Origin of the sequence: Gottfriedia solisilvae (genome assembly GCF_002128405.1) — a bacterium.
Lineage (GTDB): Bacteria > Bacillota > Bacilli > Bacillales > Bacillaceae_G > Gottfriedia > Gottfriedia solisilvae.
In genome coordinates, this window is sequence record NZ_NETJ01000004.1 from 397,096 (window position 1) to 422,058 (window position 24,963).

A 24,963-nucleotide genomic window follows, 5' to 3' on the forward strand; every position below is an offset into this window, starting at 1 on the left:
TTTTTAGATGAAGATTCTATACTTCATCTATTAAACTAAGAACCCGTTCCATCATGACATCCATACCGAAATCATTCGCCCGTAATTTTGATATTTTGCTAAACTTTAAGAGTTGTTCATGATCCTGTGCAATTCTTATTAATATTTTATTTAAGCCTTCTTGGGAATTTTCGGTTAGTAATCCATAGTTTCCATTATCCAATATTTCTTCTGGTCCACCACATTTAGTCGATACTACTGGAAGACCTAAATATAGTGCTTCAAGTAAAACGATGCCAAAAGGTTCACTAATAGCAGAGTGTATATAAATGCTTGCCTCTCTTAAATAAACATATGGGTTCAATTGTTTTCCAAGAAAATAGACTACATCATTTACATTTAGCTCTTTTACAAGTTTTTTAAGCTTATCTTCTTCAGGTCCATGACCAATAATATGCAATCGTATCTTATTATTAATTTTATAACCCTCAGCAAATGCTCTTATTAATCTATCAATTCCTTTATCCTCATGCAATCGAGCAATTGTTATCAGGTTTATCATACTTTTATCCATAGATATATCTGGATCTTCTTTCAACTTCATAACTATTTTTTCAGACTTAATTGCATTATAGATTTTTTCAACGGGCGTTTCTGTTTTCGTTACATTTAAAAATGCCTTTTTACATTTATCAGATACAGTAATGATACGGTCATATTTGTTATAGCATTCTCTTTGTTTAAATGCGGTTATATGGCTCTCTATTCCAAAATTCTGATATTCCATATCACCATGAATCCATGCTATTTTTTTTGACTGAGGATTACGGGAGGCTGCTACAATTTTTTCAGGCATTCCTGTTTTAAACGAGATTTCGATGTCATACTCCTCACGAATCAATTTGTTATAAATGAGACTTGGACTAATGAATCGTAAAACTCTATAAATACCTTTATATTGTTTTGCAAATAAAAAAACATGCTTTACCGTCTTAGGTAACTCATGTTTAAGCTCTCCACCGTCAAATAAAGTCATTACGGTTACACTGTATTTTTTTGTATCTAGACTATTTAATATATCGAGTAAGAGTACTTCAACACCACCCATTACCATACGATCAAGTACAAATAATACCTTCTTTTTCATTACTTTAATCCTACCCTTCTTTCAATTAGGTTTTTAACTGGATAAAAACCCATGGTCAGGCGAACTAACCAATTACCAGGTAGTGATAAAATTATGATTATTTTACTTAGCAATGAAATTCTTTGGTTCAGTAATTTATGAATTGATTTTTTTTGAATACTTTTAGCTAGAACTGTAGCAGTACTCGTGTGAAGTGATGTTTTATTTAATGCATTTCCAGCGCTGATATCGAATAACATCCTACATTTTACATTTAAAATTCTTGTTTCTAATATTTCATTGTAAATTGTTAGTTGTTTTTCTTTTAAAAACTTTTTAATTTCTTCTAGTGCTTCAAGTTGATCAAACTGTTTTTCGCTAAATCCCTTTCTTAAAATACTACCATCACGCTGAATATAATAATATAAAGGTTCATCGATATATACAACTTTATTAGCCTTAAAGAACAACTTATAAGTCGTAAATACATCTTCATACATCTTTCCGATAGGATATCTAATGTCTTCAAACAATTCTTTTTTATATATTTTATCCCATGCATAATCATGTAGGTTCTTGCTAGCGATCAATTCCTCTAATGCCTGTTGAGAAGAATAATGAATTATTTTTTTTGTATTTGATAAAACTTCTCTATTTGAATATTTTCTAATGTATCCACACACTGCTATATCACATTGTGATACATTGCATAATTCATGTAACTTTTCATACATTTCCTCTTTAATATAATCATCACCATCAATAAATCCAATATAATCACCCGTTACTATGTCTAACCCTGCATTTCTAGCCGAACTTAGTCCGCCATTGGGCTTATCAATTATAATAATTCTATTGTCAATTTCAGAAAAGTTTTTGATTAATTTAAGAGTATTATCTGTTGAACCATCATTGACTACCACTATTTCTAAATCTTTGTGTGTTTGTGAAATAATAGATTCTAGACATTTTTCTATATAGTTTTCAACATTATATGCTGCTATTATTAAACTTATTTTCATCTAAACCCTCTTTTCAAACTCAATAGTTTCGCAAAGAATAAAATGATCACACTATTTTTTGTTCTTAATAATACTTTCAAAATATAAGTACTTAAATCTGGAGTGCTGCATTTCTTCAATTTATTATCTTCTCTTATCAAAACATTTTTAATAAAAGTCAATTTTTCTTTATTTGAGAACTTACAAGTTTTTTTGTATAGATCAATAAAACTTGCCATAAAATCTCTTACAATCAATCGATCCAACATAGATTGATTTTCAGATAATATATTCCAGCAATCTAACGTTCCTTTTATTTGATCTAAAAGTGAAATGCGTATTTCTAATCGATTAGGTCTAAACCGAGATACTAGACCTTCTCCTTTTTTCACCGTGTAATTTACCAAAGTTTGATTACATACTTTTACAAATTTTATCCCCTTTATGACTAATAAATTAAAGCTTAAATCCTCACCTATATCTATATCAGTTGGAAATTTAAAATTGTTATTTTTTATATAACTTGTTAGGTAAATCTTATTCCATGGAGCGTTTATCATTTCATTACTAATAAGAGACACTGCAGTTTCCCTAAATTCATATTTATTTCTAAACTGAACATTTTCTTTTAAAGGAAGTCTACTAACCATGAGTACTCCGTTGCGAACTATGTTATATCCATATAAAAGCAATTGAGTATTCTCTTCTATTTCAGATGTAATTATTTTAAAAAAGTTTTCACTGTAATAATCATCTGCATCTAGGAATGTAATATACTTTCCTCTAGCCTGTTCAATACCATAATTTCTTGCGGTGCTCACACCAGAATTTTCTCTATGGAATAGTCTTATCATTTGATTATTTAATGAAAGTTCCTTACAAATTTGAAAGCTTTGATCAGTTGAACCATCATTAACAATAATAATTTCAAGATTATCAAATTCTTGAGAGGTAATACTTTTTATCGCACGGCTAATTGTATGTTCAGCATTGTATACCGGGATTACTATTGAAAGAAATGGAACATGCATTCAATTTTCTCCTTTGTTTTTCAAACTCAAGAAATAGATCAGTCTAAAACCATTTTCTAGCTTAATTTATTGACTTCTTAACTGGCTTTATCTGATATTAACAGTGGCTCTTTCACTTTTTTCTTCTTCGCCCTTGAGGTTAAGAAAGTAAAATAAAATATAATAAAACCACAAAACCGTTCTTCTTAAATCATTTATTCCTAATCCGTATATAACCAGTGCAATGACAGCACATAATATATAAACATTTACAGAAGTGGACTTAGTTAATTTTGAAATTAATAGTATATATGCGATACCTCCCAAAATGCCTCCCTGAGTTAAAATTTGAAGAAAAGTATTATGAGCTTCGTAGCCGAAAAATACTTTAGTTCCACTAAATGAACCAGGTCCTAACCCTACGATTGGCGAATATCCCCATGCTTTTATAGCGTTACTCCAAATTACTAGCCTATTTTCTCCGTTCGAATCACCTTTAAAAAAATTACTTATTAAAGTCAAAATACTTTCGTAATTGAAAATAAAAATAATAAGAATTAGACAAAAGAAAGCTAGAATGATACTCCTTGATCTGTTTAATTTATTCAAAAATTCTAAAACCTTCAAAGTGCAAAATAAAAAGGCTGAAATTGCCCATGATGAAACCAAAGTGGAGGATGTAGTGGCTAGCCCAATTTTTATACATAACAAAATACAGAGGAGAGAAAGAAATTTAACTATTTTTCTTCTTTCTTTTCCAAATATAAACAGTCCAATAAATGGTAAAGGAGCTACAAAATAGGCAAACTGATGATAGTCATTGGCAAATGGAGAAAATATATCCGCTCCTCCATATGCTAAAGAGAAAACAGAAAAATTTCTCAGGCCGCATAAGTAAAGGAAATACAAGAACCCTACTGCAAATAAACCACCAAAATAAATAAACCGTATTAACCTATATAAATAAGAAAAACTACTCCCTTTAAAGGCTAATTCAAAAGTAAAACATAAAAATAAGATCACGATATACGCCATAAGATCAAAATGTATTAATTGTGATTTAATTTTAAAAAAAGTATTAAAACTATAGCCTATCATAATTATACTTATGTAATAGAACCAAAATAGAGTGAACATGTGATTACGTATTGATAGGAGTATAGTTTGTTGGCTATTTAGCTGAAGAATGCAAAAAAACAGTAAGATAATTTCACCAACTCCAAACATACCAAATCTTAGTGAAGTAAAACCAAAAAACAGTAACATTACCAAGATTAATATATTTTGAAAATTAAATGTAATATCCTTCTGTAGTATTAATTTATTTTCCATATACGAATTATATTTTACTTTATACATAAACTTCGACTAGACTTTCTATCACATTATCAACATCATAATCTTTAATAAATTTATAGGCGTTACTTCCCATACTTTCTAATAGCTCTCTGTTTTTAAAAAGAATTTCTATTTTTTTAGCAGTTTCAGTTGAATCGTTAACATTCACTAAATATCCATTAAAACTATCATTTATAAGATCTCTTATCCCACGTATATTTGTACCTATAACTGGCTTTTCACAAGCCATTAATTCCATAATATTTCTTGGTAAACCTTCTCGAAAAGAAGTTAGTATTCCGATGTCACAAGCAATTATCAGTTCATTTATATCTCTTCTATTACCTAGGAACCTTATATTTTCATTTAACTTTCTATTTGTAATATCTTTCTTTAAATCCTCCATTAATGGCCCATCACCGGCACAAATCACCTTGACATTTATTCCTCTCTTTTTAAGAATATCGAGAGCATTAACCATCTGCTTGTGATTTTTATTTTGATTTACTTCAGCAATCATGAGAACAACAAAATCATCTTTTGCTAAATTCAGTTTTTTTCTTGCCTCATTCTTATCGAATAATTCAAGATTATATTTGTTTAAATCCACACCAACACCATTTATCTTTTGAGTGTTCTTTACCTTAAACTTTCTAGCTCTCTCATAATCTTCAGAGTTCATTGTAATAATCGTATCAGTAAAATTAGCCATAATCTTTTCGATTGGATAATAGATACCCCAGTTTACAATTGGTGCTCCTTTATAAAAGTGAAATCCATGCACCGTATAGATCGTTTTTAGTTTAGGAAATTTCACTTTCAAAAGCCTTCCATATAATGATGCTATAGGGGTATGAACATGAACAATGTCATAATTATTCTCTGCCTGTATTCTTAACAGTTCTTTAAAGGCTTTAATGTTTATAGGATGTAATGGGTTCCTTGTAAACGGGATATCAAAAATATTAACACCCTTGTCAGTAAGATTCTTATCAACTGTTACATCTTCTGAACAGGCACAGTCTACAATATTCCCCTCTTTAATAAGTTTTTCTATATGTGGAACTAAAAAAGCGTTTATCGTTCTGCTTAGAGTCGTTATATATAGTATTTTTTTCATAATATTCACCAGCTTTGCTAAATATTAAAATATACTTACTTTGTTTTTTTCCACTAAGTCAGTTAAATATTTCAATAAATCACCTTTTAGTTCTTCACGCTGTAGTGCAAATTCTGTTACCGTTTTAATAAATCCAATTTTTTCTCCTACATCATATCTGGTACCTTCGAAGTCGTATGCATAAACATCTTCATATTGGTTCAGCCCTTTAATGGCATCGGTAAGTTGTATCTCTCCCCCAGCTCCAGGTTTCTGATTAGTTAGTATTTCAAAAATTCTTGGATTAAGGATATAGCGACCCATAATTGCAAGATTTGATGGTGCTTCCTCTTTTTTTGGTTTTTCTACTAGATTACTAACCTTATATAAACCATCGCTAACTAGATTTCCATCCACGATTCCATATCTAGAAACATCTTCGTTTGGGACCGTTTTGACACCGATAATTGACGAGTTATATTGGTCATATTGTTCAATCAATTGCTTTAAACAAGGTTTTTCAGCTTGAACAATATCATCGCCTAATAAAACCGCAAATGGCTCATCGCCTATAAACTTACGTGCACACCATATCGCATGACCCAATCCCTTAGGTTCTTTCTGACGGATATAATGAATATCAACCATTTGAGACGACTTTTGAACTTCTGTTAATAAATCAAATTTTCCATTATCAAACAGATTTTGTTCTAGCTCAAACGAATGATCAAAATGGTCTTCAATTGCTCTTTTCCCTTTTCCCGTCACAATAATAATATCCTCTATCCCTGATTCAATTGCTTCTTCGATAATATATTGAATCGTCGGTTTGTCTACAATTGGTAACATTTCTTTTGGCATTGCTTTTGTTGCCGGAAGGAATCTAGTTCCTAACCCTGCTGCTGGAATGATGGCCTTTTTTACTTTCATGAACAATTCCTCCTTTATCATTAACTAGAAATTGAAATTAGTTTACGAGATTCCACTCGATTATTCGCAATGTTTAGCAGTCGATTCTTTAGTACTTCTTTATCTTCAGTCGCGTAAGTTAAAATTAATTCATTTATTTCCTCAACTAATAGATTTGCCGTTTTTCCAATATAAATTTTTGGATATACTTGCTTTTCATGTACTTCATCTTTATTTAACAGTTCTTCAAATAGTTTCTCTCCTGGACGAATTCCAGTAAACTCGATTCCGACCTCTTCAACTGAGTTACCAGAAAGCTTAATTAAATTTTTGGCAAGCTCTACGATTTTGACTGGCTCACCCATATCTAAAATAAAGATTTCTCCTCCTCTAGCTAATGCCCCAGCCTGGATAACTAATCTTGACGCTTCTGGAATTGTCATAAAATATCTCACCATATCAGGATGGGTTACAGTTACAGGACCACCTTTTTCAATTTGTTTTTTGAAAAGTGGAATCACACTACCACGACTTCCTAATACGTTGCCAAAACGAACAGCAACGAATTTTGTACTACTATTTTTATTCATATCCTGAATCATCATTTCTGCCAATCTCTTTGTTGCTCCCATGACACTTGTTGGATTTACCGCTTTATCAGTTGAAATCATTACAAACGTTTCAACACCAGATAATTTAGCTGCATTTGCAACATTTACAGTTCCAATTAAGTTATTTTTAACAGCTTCTTCAGGATTACGCTCCATTAATGGTACGTGTTTATGGGCGGCAGTATGATATATTACATTTGGTCGATATTTCTCCATAACTAATCTCATTTTCATCTCATCTTGTAAATCAGCAATTTCAGTAACAAATTCAATCAGACTGTTTCCATACTGTTCTTTAAGGTCCATTTCAATTGTATAGATACTGTTTTCACCATGACCTAGTAAAACTAAAGTTTTTGGGTTAAATTTTGATACTTGGCGACATATCTCTGAGCCAATTGATCCACCTGCACCAGTTACTAACACGACTTTATTTGTAATTGAATCTGATATCATTTCAATATCTAATTCAATCGCTTCACGACCTAATAAATCATCAACTTGTACTTCTCTAAATTGGTTTACTGATACTTTTCCGGTCACAAGATCCTCTAACATTGGAAGAATTTTTGTTTTAGCCTTTGTCTTCGTACATTCCTGCAAAATCATATTTAACTCTTTTTTACGAAGTGAAGGAATTGCTATAATTATGTTTTCAATATTTAATTTTTTAACTGTTGATTCGACTCGTTCGACTCCACCTACAACTGGAATCCCTAAAATATGGAGATTTTGCTTTTTTACATTATCATCAATAAATGCAACAGGGAGAAGCTCTGAGTCAATATTGTTTAGTAATTGTCTAACTACCATAGTACCTGCAGCACCAGCACCAATAATAAGTGTTGGCTTTTTGTTTAAACCTTTATTATGAGATGCGTCTCTATATATTCTCCAACATAATCGTGCTCCACCTATTAACAAAATATGTAAAAACCATGTAACGGTAAGTAAACGATAGTATGTGTCAGAAATCGTAATTTCCTGTACTATAGCTGTGCAAACAATTGAATAAGTAATAGATTTTAATATAATGATAAGTTCTCCGATACTTGCATATTCCCACGCCTTTTTATATAGCTTAAATAAAAAAGAAAATAAATGATGGCTTAATAATAATGTAATGGAGCTAATGACTATCGGAGCAGTTATAATATCGATCGTTGCGTTTACTAAAAATCGACTAAAGTAAATGGATGTTAAAACAATAAAAGAATCCAAACAAATAATAAAAGAAACTCTCTGCCTGAATGTCATAAATCTCCTTCCTTTCTACTCGCTCACTTTTAAAATTTTTGAATCTTTAAGCATATTTTTAATTAACTTTTTTAAAGTTTTATTCTATAAATCGCTCACCACTTTATTAAATATTAGAAACCTTAACTCCCAGTAGGTCCACTAAAGACTTATTGAAAAATTAAAGTCCTTAACTATGCTGTCTTATAAAAAACAATATAGTTAAAGATTTTAAATAAAAATAGGCATCTAACCTGCCCTCACATCACACTTCCGACGACTTGCGTCTAAGGTTTATTTCAACCCACAGCATAACCGAGTGCCTTCATTGATAATGGTAAGAAGACATCACCAAATACTTATTAATGACTGACATTAAATTCTTAATTAAGAACAAAACGTTATAATTTTCCACTATTTTTTTCAATCAACATTTTACTTTCTATCATTTAAGATTACTCCTACTAATTTAGTACTATCAGATATGATTTTTTGTGCAAGAATAACATCATTGCTTTTGGTTTTTCCCCATTGAATGACTAATATTAGTCCATCACAATGACTAGCTATAATTTTAGAATCTGTGAATTCTAGAACTGAAGGAGAATCAATCAATACCACATCGTATTTTTCAGACGCGGCCTCGATTAATGTCCTCATTAATGTTGATCCGAGTAAATCCGCCGGATTATAAGTATCCGGACCACTAGTTAACAAGTTCAAACCTTGTATTTCAGTTTCGATAATGGCATCCTCAAACAATGTTTTACCTAACAATACGCTACTTAATCCCACATAATTGCTTACCTTAAATGAAAAATGCAAAGTTGCCTTTCTTAAATTTGCATCAATTAAAAGCACTTTTTTTCCTAGTTGTGCTAAAGAAATAGCAAAGTTTGCAACTGTAGTCGTTTTCCCCTCACCTCGATTAGGTGAAGTTATTATAAATGTTTGGCTTTGGCTTTCTTTATCCTTAATTAATGAAAGGAAATTTGTACGGATTGATCGATATTCCTCTGAAATTTTGGATCTTTTATTATTAGCTGTTACTAAGTTTACTTTGTTAGTTAAGTGAGATGACTTTCTGTTCATTATTCGCATAAGAATCCTCCCTAGTTTCTACTCTTAACATGTCACTCTTTTTAAGCGTTGTATTTTTTTTATTCATTTTAGAAATAACTCCTAAAACTGGAATTCCTATTAAGACTTCAACGTCCTGTTCTGACCTAACTGAATCGTCTAGGAAGTCTAGTAAAAAAACATAACCAACGCCTGCAATTAAACCTACTAATAATCCAAGAAGTATATTTTTCAATAAATCATCATTTATGGGGTTACTATTAATCTGCCCTTCAGATAATACCCTTGTATCTTTAAATCCTAATATTTGTGGTATTTGATTCACAAAAGCATTAGCTGTAGAATTAGCAATTTCAACTGCTAATTCAGGATCTGAATATACTACTGAAATTCTTACAATAGAAGAACCTCCAATACTTTCAGGAAATATTTGTTTACTTAACTCTTCTGCAGATACTTTTAGATCAAGATCATCAACGACATTTTGCAATAAAGACGGTTCTTTTATCATGACTAAAAGTGTATTCATCATTTCAGGTGAGGTAGCATTAACTATTAATTTGGAAGATGTCTCATATAGCGTTTTGGTAAAAAATAAACTGTATCCTCCACCTAGTGTAGAAAAGAAGATAGAAAATACAATTATGAGCCATATTCGTTTTTTTATAAGTTCTAAAATCTTTTTTAAACTTAATTCATTCTCCACATTTCCCACCACTTTTTTTAAATTTTTGTTCTTTTTAACGAACAGACAGATAAAAAAATAATGTCTGTTTGAATAATAATAGTAATAACAGTGTATGTTTAAATGATAATTCTTTATAACGAACAAGTCAAATCAATCTTTCTGTTTTTTCTGACAATTCAAGACAATATATTTAGCGTTTTAATGCTGGATAGTATCACTTATTTTTTTAATTGTTTTGTATAAAAATACTAGATAAACTACGTCTAATAATCGATTTTATAAACAACTAGTACATTTTATATCTTTAAACTTTCCTATTAATATATCCAAGCAAATATATTATTTCTATGAAGGAGGAATTCCGTTCTTAATAAAGAATATACTTAAAAAACAATATTATTAGGAGAGATTAATATAAAAACTCGAATGAATCAATTAGACTCGATTCGTGGACTTGCGGCTTTTTGTGTATTAATAAGTCACTCATTTTCTTTATTTACACTACCAGTAGTAATCGATAAACTGTTAAAAGCTACAGGGGTAATCAATGCACATGGAGCAGTAATGCTATTCTTCGTATTAAGCGGTTTTGTATTATCACTTCCATTTTTAAAAGAAGATAAGATTGAGTACACTTCATACATGATTAAAAGATTATTTCGAATTTATGTTCCTTACTTAGTCTCCATCTCATTTGCCATCATCTTATCTCAAATATTCTTATCTAATAAAATAGGAAGTGTAAGTGGCTATATTGATAGTCAATGGAAAACAGTTCTAAATGGAAAATTATTATTAGAACATATTTACTTTATCGGGAACATTCACGCTGATTCATTTAACGGTGTAATTTGGACCTTGATACACGAACTAAGAATTGCTTTAATATTTCCTTTCATAGTCATTCTTATAAAACGTTTAAACTGGAAAATAAGTATTCTACTTTGTTTTGCTTTAACTAGCATAAAAGTACTGGACATTGTATTTCAAATACAGAAATCAAATGGATTTCATAGTTCTTATATTGATACATTATCTTACATTTCTTTATTTATTTTTGGTGTTCTTTTAGCAAAACATAAAACTGATGCCATTAGTTTTTTTAAAAAGTTAACATTTATTAAAAAAGTGTTATTCTTCATGATCTCCATTCTACTTTTTAACTTTTCTGGTTTAATAATATTCGATCTACTTGTATTAACTAAGTTTAGTGTATTTAGTAAATTTGGTTTAATTATCCAAGAATATGGTATGGGATTAGGAGCTGTCGGATTTTTTATTATCGCGATTGGTTCATCAAAAGTCGAAAAAGCCTTAATGGCAAAGCCTATTTCTTTCGTTGGAAAAATTTCATTCAGCCTTTACTTATACCATCCTTTAGTTCTGTTAAGTTGTATTCACCTTTTTTATTACACATTGCCATTCTGGAGTATTTGCATAATTACAATCGTATTCTCTTTAGTAGTAGCCTATACCACCTGGAAATTTATTGAAGTTCCAAGTATGCGATTAGGAAGATCATTGGCTAAGCGAGTAAGCACCAGCCAAAGTAATAGGATAAAGTCTCAACAAATGTTAACAAAAAATCAGTAATTAATTTTTAAAAAATGTGAAAATAAACTGATCTTAGTTTGAGAGATGTTCGAACATAAAGAACCACTTCATTAATATGAAGTGGTTTTCATTCGTACTAGGTACTCGGAGTTTAGAACTCCTCTTAGAAAATTACCTATAATTAATTTTATTCACATTATCTGCACGGCTACCCAATTGGCAGATTCCTTTTTACGCAATTATTGCTTTTTTGATAACCTAATTCCATAAGATATTAATATTAAACCTAAAATAATGAGTAAAAAGTAAATAATGAAATTACTATGAATCTCTTTGTAAATATGACCTATAAATGGGATTGTTACTCCACTATATACTGATACAATACTATTTTTATCAATGATCCATGGATCCTTTACTGGATTTGCATCACCTTTAGTTGTGTAGAACAGTTGATCATTATTATTAATGATATCAATAATTCTATGTGTTACAAGAATTTGTTCATTATAGGGCATTTTGAAAGTAATAATCTCACCAGTTGTAATTTTTGTCTGTTTTGTTCGTTTTTTTACAAGTATTATCGAACCGGTTTTTATAGTAGGTTCCATCGAACCAGATAATACATAATAAACTTGATGGCCAAATATAGTTGGAGGCAAATCTTTAATCTTTGCTTCTACTATCATAAATGAGGTTATGAGTAGCATAACAACCAATAGAATATTAACTAACTTTCCAAATACTTTCATATCCCCTCAACCTTCTTTAAAGAAGTTGTTATAAAAAAGCTACAACTATACTTATTCAATTCCAGTTCCTGTCCTATTATTGTATGCATGCGACTCTATCATGTTCATAAAAACAAAAAAATAGACATTTTATCGCTCAAAATGTCTATATCTTATATGGTTTTTATTCTAAATGATACGATATATCCATAATAATTCTAGATTCTGGATTATCGCTATTAAATGGTGCTAATCCTTTTTCATATTTACCTTGCAGCGTAAATTCTCTTTCTCTATTTTTTACTAGACTTCCCAAAGGAAAACTACATTTTGAAAATTCGTCTAATGAGACTTTTTGATTTTTGTTGAGATCAAAACCAAGATCTATAAGGAATGTAGGAGTGTAGATTTGGTCACCAAATTTTATCATTTGAATGTTAATATATTGTGCTTCATTTTGATTCTTTTTTTGCAATAAAAGCCCTTTCAAAGTAATTCTCGTGATATCTTTTCTGCCTGTATTTTTCAGTATGTGTTTGATCTCATACAATGAGCCATTTTTTTCTTTTTCTTTCACATAGATTAAATCCGTTGTTTTTGTGATTTCTTTATTTGACATATCCAACTGTACAGTTGTGTACGGGCTTGTACTTACAGTGGAAGAAAAGGTGTAGTAAGCAATTGTGCTAATCAGCATGATGAGTAGTCCTGAGGTCATTAATAAGAAGCCGAGTTGTTTATTGTTTTTCTTTTTCATCAATTCACACCCTACCACACATAATATATTTGTTTTCATTATTAAATGTATTAGGTAAACGTAAATATATGTCAGTCACAAATGCTATTTTTTAAATTGAAACGGAAAGAATATACTTTTTATATATGATGGTGAACGTTTTAGTAAATCTTCACCTACAGCGATCTTTTTGCTGTTTTCTAATAAATAACCATTCATTTTTGAACCAAATCTTTTTTCTATTTCTTGATGGGCTTCTTTTAAGAAGAAGACTCTATTTTTCGTGTTATGAGCATCTGAAGCTATACAGTGAGTTAGATTGTTTTTTAGAAGTTTATTAGTGTATTTTTGAATTTTGCTTCCAAATTTGCCGACTACACTATTTGCAGTAATTTGAGTTAGCGCACCTTTTTCAACTAGTTCATATAGAAGATTAGAATTCCGATGGAACACCGCATTTCTTTCAGGGTGTGCAATGATTGGTACAATTCCATTGGAAACTAAATTATGAACTAGTTGACTTGCATTTGATGGGACAAAGCTTGAAGAAAATTCGATTAAAATATATTTTTGTTTGTCATCTAAAAATAAGTATTTACCTTGTATTAAGTCAGTTTCAAATTGACTTGTTACTCGAATTTCATGGCCAGGAGATACAACTAATGGTATTTGATGCTTTGCTAGTTCTTGATTAAACAGATCTACCGTTTCTTTTACATGCGCAACAGAAATAGAGTACTCTCCATTTTGCGTATGTGGTGTTGCAATAATTTTTTTGATACCTTGGTCTACTGCTATTGTTGCTAATTGAAGTGCATCATCCATTATTTGTGGCCCATCATCCAAGTAAGGCAAAATATGACAATGTATATCAATCATTTAGTCTTCTCCTTTAAATTTCTATGTAACTGTTATCTTTATTTATATGAATCTAATTAATTTTTAATAGCAAATATATCAATTATCATCAAAATATTTTTAAGTATAAAAAAACCAGATGCCAATAATGGCACCTGGTTTATAAAACGACTATTTTACTTCTGTACAACTACTTTTACTGGTGTACTTTCGTTACCTTGTTGATCAATTGCAATTACATATAGGACTGTTCCTATTTTTTGTCTTGGAATCTCTAATGTGAACTTTCCTTTTGAATCCGCAGTATCAGCACTAATGATTTCATCACCAATTTTTACTACTACTAAAGAATTCGCTTCAGCTGTTCCCATAATTTTTTTATCATTATCTTTTACAACTCCCTTTACAATTGGTGAATCTGGTGGAGTTGTGTCAACTACTGTTACATGCGTTACAGAACTTCTGTTTCCTGCATTGTCGACAGATACAATAGATAAAATTGTTCCTATTTTTTGTTTAGAGCTTAATATAATAGAGAAATTTCCTGATTGATTCGCTATACCTTGACCAAGAATTGTATTTCCTACTGAAACAGTGATTGTTGAGCCTGCTTCTGCTTTTCCAATTACTGTACTATAGTCTTTTATCTCAGTTACAACAGGTGCAGATGGCGCAGTAGCATCGATAACAGTTACTTCAGTCTGAGTACTTCTGTTTCCTGCTTTATCAACTGCAACGACAGTGATTACCAATCCTGCTTTTTGTTTCTCGCCAATTGAAATGTCGAAATGTCCATCTTGGTTTGTTACACCTTGACCAAGAATATGATCTCCAACATAAGCGATAATTGTTGAGCCTGCTTCTGCATTACCTGAAACATTTGTTTCAAAATCTTTCACATCATTTACAACTGGTGCAGAAGGTGGAGTTGCGTCTATTACAATTACCTCTACACTGTCGCTAACATTACCATTTTCGTCAACGGCTGTTACCTTAACCTTTGTACCTGCATCCAGCTTTGTAATATTCATTTCAAATTTACCTGTACTGTCTGCTGTAGCCTTACCAATTTCTAAATCCTCTACTTTTGCAGATACTTTAGCTCCTGCTTCAGTTGTTCCGCTAATTGTTACATCTTTATCATTTAAAGTATTAACTTGTAAGATTGGGCTAGTTGTATCTGACCCTACTAGTTCCTTTGTATCTCGTACACGAACTCGGCTACCATCTGTAAATTTACCAGACAAACCAACTGCTTCTAATGTATCGCCCACTTTTAAGTCAGGTACAGGTCCACTTTGATTTGTAATGTATCCATCTGTAAATACAAGAGTATCTCCTGATCCATCATTAATGATATAAGAATTTGCGTCATACTTAGATACTACTTTACCCTTCACTTTAACAAGAAGTCCTTGGTTTTCTTCTGATGTAGCAGCACCAGTCGTCACTTCTTTAGGTGTTATCGGGGTTGTTTTACCAACTTTTATTACATCTGTAGCAAAACTATTAAACTCAAATTCTTTATTGTTCTCAAACGTTTTGATATGGCCATAAATTCTGACTTTATCACCGACTTCTAAAGATCCTTCTGGGGCTTCTTTAAATGCCATGATACCACCTGTTTCATCTTGTACATAAAATGCATCGAAGAATACACCTGCAGCAGTCGTTACCGTTCCTTCAATCACTGCTTCTTTTTCTTCTTCAAGCTTACGCACATCACCAATTTTAGAAACCTTCGTTTCGCGATGAGCTAACCAGTTGATTGCATTTAGAGAAAATTCATTATTACCTTTAGGTTCGTATGACTCATCCATTTGTTTATCATTAAAGATATTCATTCCCGAAACGATGATACGACCTTTTTCACCGATTTCCTCAGATGCGATTAATGGAATTGCTGATCCACCTGTTTCATCTGAAATATTATCATATGTGTATCCACCTTTAATATTTCCTTCATATGTCGTTTCGTTTCCTTTTCCGAGGATGACAACTTTACCACCTTCAACAAGTGGTCCGTTATTTTCTCCGGCAAGACTAACTCCACTATAATAATCAAGGAATGCGACTCTGTCTGTAATATAATTTGAAACTAAGCCTGGGTGAATTCTTACAGCATATGGTGATACTTTTGGGTCACTCCAGAAGTTACCTGACTTACTATCATCAAATACTCCGTCATTATTAATTCTAATTTTCGTTCCAATGTCAGCAAGTAATGGATTACTAATTGTTGGATCAGAACTGTTATTACTCTTACTTGTAAGTAGTAAAGAACCACCATTCTTCACAAAATTAGCAACCGCTGTTCTTTCGTCTGCTGATAAAGCTGTTCTAGTCGCAGTAATCATTAGGACTTGAACATTACTTAGCACAGCATCTGTTAATGCTTGTTTATTTTCTACAACTGTGTAGCCTTCTTTTTGAAGTTGAACTGTATAAGATTTTAAATTATCTCTATACGTTCCGCTATCACCAGACGTATTTTCATTACCGTGATATGCATCTATTAACACCTTGATGCCTAATGGTTCTTTTATTTTTACTGGTAAGTTAAATTTAACATCACCAATATCTAGACTATCAAGTGAAGTCACAACTGCAATTATTTGATGGTCTCCGACGAGTGGCGTATTCCATGTCGCTGTTGCCGTTGCTGAACTTTTTGATAGGATTGATGAAATATTATTTGTGCCAATAAAATTGTCTTGTTTTACTTCATCATAGTAAAAATCTACTTTTAAATTGTTGATTGTTTGCGTTCCGTTATTAGCAACTGTAGCTTTTAAAGTCGCTGGATTCCCTCCAACAATAACATCGCCCACAATATCAATTCCGCTCACTTTTACATCTACTGATTGTTCTTTAGACCAAATTGGAGAAGAATAAATTCTTTCACCATCCATTTGAGTTACTTTTACAACGAACCATTGTTGTCCACTTGGAACAGTAAATGTTGGTTTCCATGTAAAATCCTTCGTCATTGGTTGAATTGAATCTACTACTTTACCACCATTTGTGATTAATTCTACCTTTGCAATACGATCATCAGATTGGTAGCTTGATGAAAGATAACTATAATCGCTATCGGTACGTGATTCTGTTACTAAATCACTACCAGAAATATTAAAATTAAGTGTTTTACTATCAACTGTTGATCCCATGTAGTAACCATTTGCTAACACATCTAATGTAAAGTTAGGATCCTCTTCCATGTAAACACGCATATTTCTCATTGAATGCATTAATGAATCTTGAGATAGATCATCCGCAACAATAACTGTACGCGCATTTGTTTGTCCCCATGAACCTTCATGGTTATCTTCACCGTAAGTTGGTGCAACATGCCATCCTAAATCTAATGTTGAATAGAACTTTTTATCAGCATTTGCATAACCGTAGTGACCTGAACCATTACCTACTTCAAGCATTGTGAACAGTTTATCTACTTTAGCATCATAAGGTTTAAAATTATTAAAAGCATTTGCTGACATATCCGGATGGTTAAACTGACCAACAATATCATCATAAGTTAGTACCCATGAATAATATTTGTTTAAGTCTTGGTACTGTTTTCCATTGATATTACGGTCAATAAAGTTTTCAGTTCCAAAAATATTTGAATGTCCCCATGTTGTAGAAGTCATTTCAAATGCCGGGAATACTACGTAATCACCGTTTTTTGTATACTGTTTTGCTAAATCCTTTGTTAATTTCCATTGTTCTCCGCCTGTACGTTCTGTCATCCCTTTACGGTCAACGTTATCTGTACCTGAAAGACTTGCATCAATATCATGCGAGTGATCAGAAAATGCAAAGAAATCATAATTATGTGCTTTACCTGCTTTTAAAGCATCCTCTGGTGTCCCTGCTCCATCGTGTGAAATATTTGTATGGTTATGTGTTGTTCCACGATAATGTTTACCACCAGTAAAACGTTTAACAACTTCAAAGGTCCATTGTTTTTCACTACTGTTCCCTTTGCTATCTTTCGCTAATACTTTTACAGTATGAATTCCGATTGAAAGATCCTGAGTTACAGCATATTTTACTTGGCTTTTATTAATTGTTGCCGCTGGAGCCTTAATTTCAGTTCCATCAACCCACAATTGAACAGTATCAACATCTACACCACTTGGGTCATTCATTAATACAGAAATTTCTGGTTGTGGCGTTTCAACTTTTGATTGATCCTGTGGTGTTTCCCCATTAAAAGATGGACCTACTAAATCATCTTTTAAAGATACTTTATGAGGTGCAGTACTTGAACCAGAAGTTACAGTTCTTCCACCTGCAATCGCCTCGATATAGTACTCAAATCCATTTGAAGGAACGTCCTTCGCTTCTAACGTAACTGTATAACGTCCTTCACTACCTTTTATCATTGGTAATGCTGTATAAGTTGTACCACCTGTTGCTCTATAGTAAACTTTCACAGATTCTGCACCATCAACAGTTGCCTCGAATTCTATATTTGTATCTTTATAGTCTTCCGTAATAGGCGTATGAGAAATATTTAAAACAGATGCAATATCGCCTTTACCTCGTGGATACAATTGGTAACCATTCGTCGCATTTGCATTTGTCGTATATTGCCCTAAAATCCCAGTAATTGTGTATGTTTTACCGATAACTAAATCAGTATCCGGCGTAATACCCGTATTACTCATTACTCTCAAAGTAGTTGCTTTATTATTTTCATCAACTAGCGTTACATTGTAATTTGGTGGTGTACTTGCCGTTGCAGATACTTTTCCAGTTAGTGTTACTAAGCTACCCTCAAGTGGCTCTGCAACAGCAAAAGTTGTTAAATCTAAAATTGTCACATCTTTTGCAACTGGTAAAGCATTACCTTCATCTATTTTTACAATACTTGTCGTATCAAATTCTGTTAAACCATTGTAATAAATGACCTTACCTGTCACACGTATTTTGTCACCTTTAACAACCTTAAACCCAGGGTCATACGAAGTACTGAATACATTAATTCCACCTGTTGCATCTTGAAGATAGAAGTTTTGCTTCTGCGTCCCAAGAATTCCATTATCAACAGTTACTACACCTTCAATTGTGTAATACTTATTCAGATTAACTGGTTTCCCAGTTGTCGAATCTGATACGCGTACATCTTTTACTGGTGTAACTTGATCTGTAACTGTTTTAGTAACTGAAACTGTAGCGCTTTCAAGTTTAATCCCTTTTGCACTGCTTGATTGCTGTGTTACATAAATTGTGTTTGGTGCATTATTGATTGTAGCTGTAAAAGCACCTGTTGCACTTACTTTTACTTCTTGATTTAATAATCTTTCAGATAGAGTAGCAGTATCATTTGGATAAATATTAATGATTGAAGATGCAACTCCAGCACCATTATTCCCAATTAGTGTACCTACACCATTACCGTCTACCATGTAACTTAATTTGGTTCCATCAATTAAAGCGCTTTCAGTCGCTTTTAAAATCTCTATTACATCGCTTTCATCTTTAGTAGTTTCAGTAGCACTTACAAATACTGAAGTTAATTCTCCAGCAGGAAAGCTCACTTCGAAACTGCCATCTGTAGAAGCAACGATTGTTGATAGTTTAGTAGTTTTTGTAACACTATCATATATATTTACAGTTGCACCGCTTGGAACAGCACTAGTTAGTCCTATTACTTTCCATTCAGTATCTTGTTTCTTCAATTGAATATTGTTTCCAATTGGTTGTAAGCTCGTGTTTGAAACCATAGGAGCTTCAGTTGGACTTGCTGTGTTTTTTGGTACAGGCGTTGCTGCAACAAAATCCTTAGCATTATCGTCCGTATCCCATGCATTTCCTTTTCCACCACCTGGAGAAACGTTTGCATATGGTCTACGTTGTGCACTTGTAGTGCTTGTAAGAGATGGATTTGTTGGACCAGTCCCTTCAAATGCATTTGTTCCACTTCCATAACCTACAAAATCAATGATATTCGCTCCAGTTGGATTGGTACCTGAAAGTGCACTATTATTGTTTACTAACGCTACTTTTCCAGCTCCACCTGCCATAGTTAAAGAACCAGTATTATCAGGAGTTGGTAAAGGCTTATCCCTTACTGTAGTTCCTGCTGCTTCTTGTACTAAAAAATAACCATGAGCTTTGATCGTTCCAGTTAAATTAGTTAATGTCCAACCACTACCAGTTGAACTAGCGTATTGAACCGACCAATTATCTAATACAACATCACTGTCAGTTGGATTATAAAGTTCAATAAAATCATTTGTATATGTTGCTCCTGTATTTCCTCCGCCACCATATACCTGACTAATTACCACATGATTAGCAATTGCTGCTTCAGCTCTATTTATTAACCCACTCGGCAAAAACGTGCTTGTTAATAATAAAGCTGACATGACCATGCTTGTCCAACGCTTAATCTTTCTTGTTTTTAACTTCATTTCATCAACATCCTTTAATAAATTTGGTGAAATATTTATTGCTTAAAAACATTTTTTTCCTTTCTCTTCACGTGTAATATATCAGTAATTTCATAAAGATATATCGCCTAGAATATTATATGAAATTTTTAAATGTAAAGAAATAAGTTTATTTTAAAATTAGTTTACATTTTCTGTAAATTTTTTATTACTACTATACAAACTCAATTATTCTATGTTTATATTAAGTTGTTTCATTTTTGATATTTAATAAATATATTCATTCTAACAGCAGACCCAATTGATCAATATAAGAATAGAATACAGGGGGATATTTCGTGCTTTATTTTTTTGGTAATCTAAAAAAAGTTATACTAAGAAAGAAATCCAATAATTTAATTTTACGCCTTATACCAATAGCTTTACTATTATTTATTGCCCTTCCACCAAACGCATCAGCACATAATTATAGTGCTAGTTTTACAAATATTAAGTTCGAAAAAGAACAAACTGAAATGACATTCACAATTGATTCAATTTCTCTTATTGAATTAATCGATGGGATTGATCCAAATAATAATTTTAAACTTGAAAAATCAGAATTAAAGAAAGAAGAACACCATTTAGAAGAAATTGTTTCTGAAAAACTTTCTCTTGATAAGAACAACGAAGAACAAACACCAACCGTTGAAAAAATGAAGAAGATAAAAAAAGAGGATGTAGAATATATAGAGTTTACAGTTCTTTTCCCTGCATTTGCACCTGGCGACACAATCAGCTTAAATGATGGATTCTACACAGGTGACTCAGGAACAACGAATTATGTAAATCTATTAACAGCTACTTATGGATCTGAAACGAGCCAAGCTGCTCTACAAGGAACAAGTAGAACATGGACAATCCTTTTAACAGAAGCTCAACAAGATCAACAATCAACCGATGGACAAGCACAAGATACAAAACAAGTAACTGATTCTAAATCTGATGAAGATACTTCTTCTTGGCTATCATTTTTCAAACTAGGCATGCTTCATATACTAACTGGATATGATCATTTATTATTTTTATTTGCATTACTACTAAGCAGGCAGTCATTAAAACAATTTATCGGAACAATCACTGCTTTCACCATTGCACATAGTATTACATTAACCCTAGCAGTTTTTGGAATTGTTGACCTACCTTCTAAATTTGTTGAATCAGTGATCGCACTTAGTATTTGTTATGTTGCTATAGAAAATATATTCAAAGAAAAGATTAACTATAGATGGGCAATTACATTTATATTTGGTTTAATTCACGGGATGGGGTTCGCAAGCATTTTAAAAGAAATGGAACTTCCCAAATCAAATCTAGCTGTAGCATTATTAAATTTCAATCTTGGAATTGAGTTTATCCAACTATGTATTGCACTTCTAATCGTGCCAATCTTATTAAAACTACAAGCTCTTACAAAATACCAAAAATATGTAAAAATAGGTTCAGTTTTCATTTTTATTCTTGGATTAATATGGTTAGTTCAAAGATTAATGTAACTGATTTACATTCAAACAATCAGTCACAATAAATTAAAAAAAGAAGCTAAAGGAAACATCATTCCTTTAGCTTTTTTAATTTACTTTAAAGCATATTTGTAACTAGCACCCTCAACAGCAGCATCATTTGCTTTGTGGTCTACTAATTCTACTTTAATTTCATAGTTTCCTACTGAAGGAAGTTTCATTTTAAATGGAACTGGATAGCCTTCAGCCATTTTTAATAGTGTTAGTGAAAGATCACTTACTTGATCAACTTCTGGTACGTATGCAATACCTTGGCTATTAGTTTTTGATTCAAGAGCATATCCTGCTAAGTAGCCAAATGTTAGATTCTTAACTGGAGCACCATCTTTTGTGATCAATACTTTAAATTTAAGCTCTGAACCTGCTGGTCTTGTAAATGTTTCAGGAAGCTTTGCATTTACAATGAACTCTTGCTCAGTGTTAAATGCTAAACTTGTACCACCTAAATTTACAGCAATAAATCCAGCTGTTGTTTGAGTTGACTTAATTGATTTAACTACATTACCAGAGCCATCCTTCACTTCACCAACAAATGTTACGGCTGGTTTAGCAGTTAAATCACTTGTTGCTTGCTCTTCAAGTGTAAGCGTTGTCACTAGTCCTTTAGAAGAAGCATTTGTTACCGTGTAACCTTCTACATTAAAGTCAGCTTTATCTACACCAGATACAAGCTCTGAAAATTGTACTGTAACAGCATCTAACTTACCATTTTTATTCATATCAAGTGTTTGTACTTTTGTAAGTGTTACAGCTTTTGCAGCAATTTTAAAGCTAACATTTACTTTCGTTGTAGCCATTACTTTACCTTTATTATCTTTTACTTTTGAAACTGTTAGAGCTGCAGTAAATGATGCAGTTCTTTTTTCAACACCTTTAATTGTTAAAAGTGCTTTATTTCCAGACAATGTAACCTTCGTTACTGTAATCCCACTGTTTTTAGCAAATGAATAGTTGTTCACTTTTACCGCAGACTTTTTATCAACTGCTTTGTTAAATTCTACAACTACTGTTTTTGTATTCACTGCAGTTACTTTTTTAACTGTTAATTTTGGTTCTTTCACTGATTTAGCACTAATTACTGAAGGCGTTAAGGCAGATGCTACTAAAGCTGCCGACAAAGATGTCATTAGTACATTACGTTTAGAAAATTTTCTTTTCATACTAATCAATCACTCCTATATGTTCATTAATTGCTAGAATATACCAACTAAGTAGATTGTATATGATAAAGAAAAAGCAGTCTACTAATATTTTTATTATTTTGAATAATTAAAATACTAATATAGTTATTTATTTCATACTTCTCTATTTAGGAAGTATGGCAAATAAAAAAGCTATTACCGTTAAAGATAATAGCTTTTTACTGTTTTTGATATTTCCAAATATTACTACTGTGCCGTCCAGAAGTTAGTCTCAAAACCAGCTAGATCATGGTATGGATACAGAGGTTTTAATTGCTTCGCTTTTGTCCATAAATCTCTTGTTTTCTCCAAAGCTTGCAAGGACTTTTTATAGTTTTCATCTACTGTAATATAATTTACGTTTCCAAGATGTTGCAATGAGTAACCTGTAATTTCTTCAAAAAATGTCTTACTAGCGTAATCTAGAGGATCACCTTTTACAATATAATTTGTAAAAATTGGTTTGAATAGCGTTTGAATCTTTTCGGTTTTCGTATGAAGTTTTTTAGATCCATTATCTAATAAGACCCCAAGCGAATTAAATGTAACTCCTTGTACAAATGGGTGGTCTTTCATTTTTTCATCCTGCACAAGTTGATAGCCTATATACTGTGCCAAATAACCCCCAAATGAGTGTCCGGTTACATAAACACTCGCACCAGCATTTTCTTTTTTATTTAAGATTTGCTTTACCCATTTATATGCTTGCTGAGCTTGTGCATCAACAACTACTGGTGAAGCATTTTCAGGTGAATCAAAACCGATTAATCTCTGATATATATCTTGTAAATTTATTCTCTTTAATCCACTAAATGCAAATAAAAGACTATTGTCTTTCATATTTTTTAGAGCAATTGCTGAAAAACCGATTTTTCCAGATGTTAATGAAACTAACTCATAATCACTTAACCGCTCATGCATTTCTGTATAAAGTGGTTCAGCAACACCTTGATGTTCAGTCAATTGCTTACCAATTTCATTTTTTAGAAAAGGTTCATAGGATAACTCTGCAGCTGTTAACATTACGCCATCTGGTAAATTTTCTAAAACACTCTCTGGTAATTTTTCTAGAACCCTTTGTTCACTGCAACCTGTTGATGTAAAAAAAGTTAATACTGCGACACAAAATAAAACAACACGATAATTCATGAACACCCTCCTTTCCGACAATCTCTCCCTCCATATTATGTCCACGACCATTCGACATGTTCATCTTTTTCCCAAAAAAGTCTAAAATTATACATGTTTTTTATTGACAGTTTTACTTTTTAAATGATATTATAAAAATTTTGTTATTTCGTTAAACAATGTTATACTTGATTTATCATAGGTTTTTCGGAGGTGGATACATTGTTCAAAATTGGCGATCAAATAATTTATCCCATGCAAGGAGCTGCAGTGATTGATTCCATTGAAGAAAAGGTCATACAGGGTGTAACACAGCAATATTACATTATCCATATGCCTTCCAGTAATATGAAGTTAATGATTCCTAAAGGGAATGTTTCAAGAACGAAAATACGATTAGTAGAAGATCACGACCACTTAGAAACTGTATTAGATGATTTTTCAAATGGTCATCCAGACGACTCATTATCGTGGAAACAAAAGTATGATGTAAATATGAAAAAACTCAAATCGGGTGAATTACTAGCTGGTGCACAAGTTGTACGTGATTTAACATTACAAAGTAAAGAAAAACCATTAAACCCAAGTGAGAAAGAAATGCTCGACACTGCAAAAAGAATGTTTGTAGGAGAATTAAGTTTGATTAAAGGTATCTCTCAACTTGAAGCGACTGAATTTATTAATGAGGCATTAAAATAAATGAAGAAAAGAGCTGAATTCAGCTCTTTTTTT

18 protein-coding genes are annotated in these 24,963 nt (G+C 31.9%); 3 read left to right on the forward strand and 15 right to left on the reverse strand.

The window, feature by feature from the left end; genetic code table 11:
- Nucleotides 1-16 precede the first annotated feature (16 nt).
- The 9 genes from CAB05_RS15200 to CAB05_RS15240 all read right to left on the reverse strand — a co-directional run bounded on the left by CAB05_RS15200 (nt 17) and on the right by CAB05_RS15240 (nt 10,095).
- Nucleotides 17-1,126, reverse strand: coding sequence for a glycosyltransferase (locus tag CAB05_RS15200; protein ID WP_088001279.1), 1,110 nt, complete (start codon nt 1,124-1,126; stop codon nt 17-19).
- Entirely contained in the window at nt 1,126-2,127 is a 1,002-nt protein-coding gene (locus CAB05_RS15205) for a glycosyltransferase family 2 protein (protein WP_088001282.1), read from the reverse strand. Before CAB05_RS15205 ends, CAB05_RS15200 begins: the two co-directional genes overlap by 1 nt.
- A complete protein-coding gene (locus CAB05_RS15210; protein ID WP_088001284.1) occupies nt 2,124-3,137 on the reverse strand; it encodes a glycosyltransferase family 2 protein in 1,014 nt (337 codons plus the stop codon). Before CAB05_RS15210 ends, CAB05_RS15205 begins: the two co-directional genes overlap by 4 nt.
- Nucleotides 3,138-3,224: 87 nt before the next feature.
- Complete coding sequence (locus CAB05_RS15215) at nt 3,225-4,448, reverse strand: O-antigen ligase family protein (protein ID WP_188483386.1); 1,224 nt, start codon at nt 4,446-4,448, stop codon at nt 3,225-3,227.
- A gap of 19 nt (nt 4,449-4,467) precedes the next feature.
- Nucleotides 4,468-5,574, reverse strand: a complete 1,107-nt coding sequence (locus CAB05_RS15220) for a glycosyltransferase family 4 protein (protein ID WP_088001288.1) — start codon at nt 5,572-5,574, stop codon at nt 4,468-4,470.
- A gap of 24 nt (nt 5,575-5,598) precedes the next feature.
- A complete protein-coding gene (gene galU, locus CAB05_RS15225) occupies nt 5,599-6,483 on the reverse strand; it encodes a UTP--glucose-1-phosphate uridylyltransferase GalU (protein WP_088001290.1) in 885 nt (294 codons plus the stop codon).
- Nucleotides 6,484-6,503: 20 nt separating this feature from the next.
- Nucleotides 6,504-8,330: a polysaccharide biosynthesis protein gene (locus CAB05_RS15230; RefSeq protein ID WP_088001292.1), complete on the reverse strand. Its 1,827-nt coding sequence runs from the start codon at nt 8,328-8,330 to the stop codon at nt 6,504-6,506.
- Between the two features lie 414 nt (nt 8,331-8,744).
- Nucleotides 8,745-9,401, reverse strand: coding sequence for a CpsD/CapB family tyrosine-protein kinase (locus tag CAB05_RS15235; RefSeq protein ID WP_217348568.1), 657 nt, complete (start codon nt 9,399-9,401; stop codon nt 8,745-8,747).
- Nucleotides 9,373-10,095, reverse strand: a complete 723-nt coding sequence (locus tag CAB05_RS15240) for a YveK family protein (protein ID WP_158093293.1) — start codon at nt 10,093-10,095, stop codon at nt 9,373-9,375. Before CAB05_RS15240 ends, CAB05_RS15235 begins: the two co-directional genes overlap by 29 nt.
- A 408-nt stretch (nt 10,096-10,503) precedes the next feature.
- On the opposite strand from CAB05_RS15240, the gene CAB05_RS15245 reads away from it, so the two are divergent.
- Nucleotides 10,504-11,670 carry an acyltransferase family protein gene (locus CAB05_RS15245; RefSeq protein ID WP_088001297.1) on the forward strand — a complete coding sequence of 389 codons (1,167 nt, stop codon included), beginning with the start codon at nt 10,504-10,506 and terminating at the stop codon, nt 11,668-11,670.
- A 200-nt stretch (nt 11,671-11,870) separates the two neighbouring features.
- On the opposite strand, the gene CAB05_RS15250 is transcribed toward CAB05_RS15245, so the two are convergent.
- The 4 genes from CAB05_RS15250 to CAB05_RS15265 form a co-directional block, all read right to left on the reverse strand.
- Nucleotides 11,871-12,383: a signal peptidase I gene (locus CAB05_RS15250; RefSeq protein WP_088001299.1), complete on the reverse strand. Its 513-nt coding sequence runs from the start codon at nt 12,381-12,383 to the stop codon at nt 11,871-11,873.
- 163 nt (nt 12,384-12,546) lie between these two features.
- Nucleotides 12,547-13,119: a hypothetical protein gene (locus CAB05_RS15255; protein WP_088001301.1), complete on the reverse strand. Its 573-nt coding sequence runs from the start codon at nt 13,117-13,119 to the stop codon at nt 12,547-12,549.
- Nucleotides 13,120-13,203: 84 nt separating this feature from the next.
- Complete coding sequence (locus tag CAB05_RS15260; protein ID WP_088001303.1) at nt 13,204-13,977, reverse strand: tyrosine-protein phosphatase; 774 nt, start codon at nt 13,975-13,977, stop codon at nt 13,204-13,206.
- A gap of 155 nt (nt 13,978-14,132) precedes the next feature.
- On the reverse strand, nt 14,133-20,381 hold the full coding sequence (locus CAB05_RS15265; protein ID WP_088001305.1) for an Ig-like domain-containing protein: 6,249 nt from the start codon (nt 20,379-20,381) through the stop codon (nt 14,133-14,135).
- Nucleotides 20,382-20,698: 317 nt separating this feature from the next.
- Between CAB05_RS15265 and CAB05_RS15270 the strand changes: the two genes are divergently transcribed.
- On the forward strand, nt 20,699-21,895 hold the full coding sequence (locus CAB05_RS15270; RefSeq protein ID WP_235821516.1) for a HupE/UreJ family protein: 1,197 nt from the start codon (nt 20,699-20,701) through the stop codon (nt 21,893-21,895).
- A gap of 80 nt (nt 21,896-21,975) precedes the next feature.
- Here the strand turns inward: CAB05_RS15270 and CAB05_RS15275 are convergent, their stop codons facing one another.
- Both CAB05_RS15275 and CAB05_RS15280 read right to left on the reverse strand, forming a co-directional pair.
- On the reverse strand, nt 21,976-23,082 hold the full coding sequence (locus tag CAB05_RS15275) for a hypothetical protein (RefSeq protein WP_088001307.1): 1,107 nt from the start codon (nt 23,080-23,082) through the stop codon (nt 21,976-21,978).
- Between the two features lie 228 nt (nt 23,083-23,310).
- Nucleotides 23,311-24,252, reverse strand: coding sequence for a lipase family protein (locus CAB05_RS15280; protein ID WP_158093294.1), 942 nt, complete (start codon nt 24,250-24,252; stop codon nt 23,311-23,313).
- Between the two features lie 192 nt (nt 24,253-24,444).
- Here CAB05_RS15280 and CAB05_RS15285 point away from each other — a divergent pair, with 192 nt between their 5' ends.
- A complete protein-coding gene (locus tag CAB05_RS15285) occupies nt 24,445-24,930 on the forward strand; it encodes a CarD family transcriptional regulator (RefSeq protein ID WP_235821518.1) in 486 nt (161 codons plus the stop codon).
- Nucleotides 24,931-24,963 lie beyond the last annotated feature (33 nt).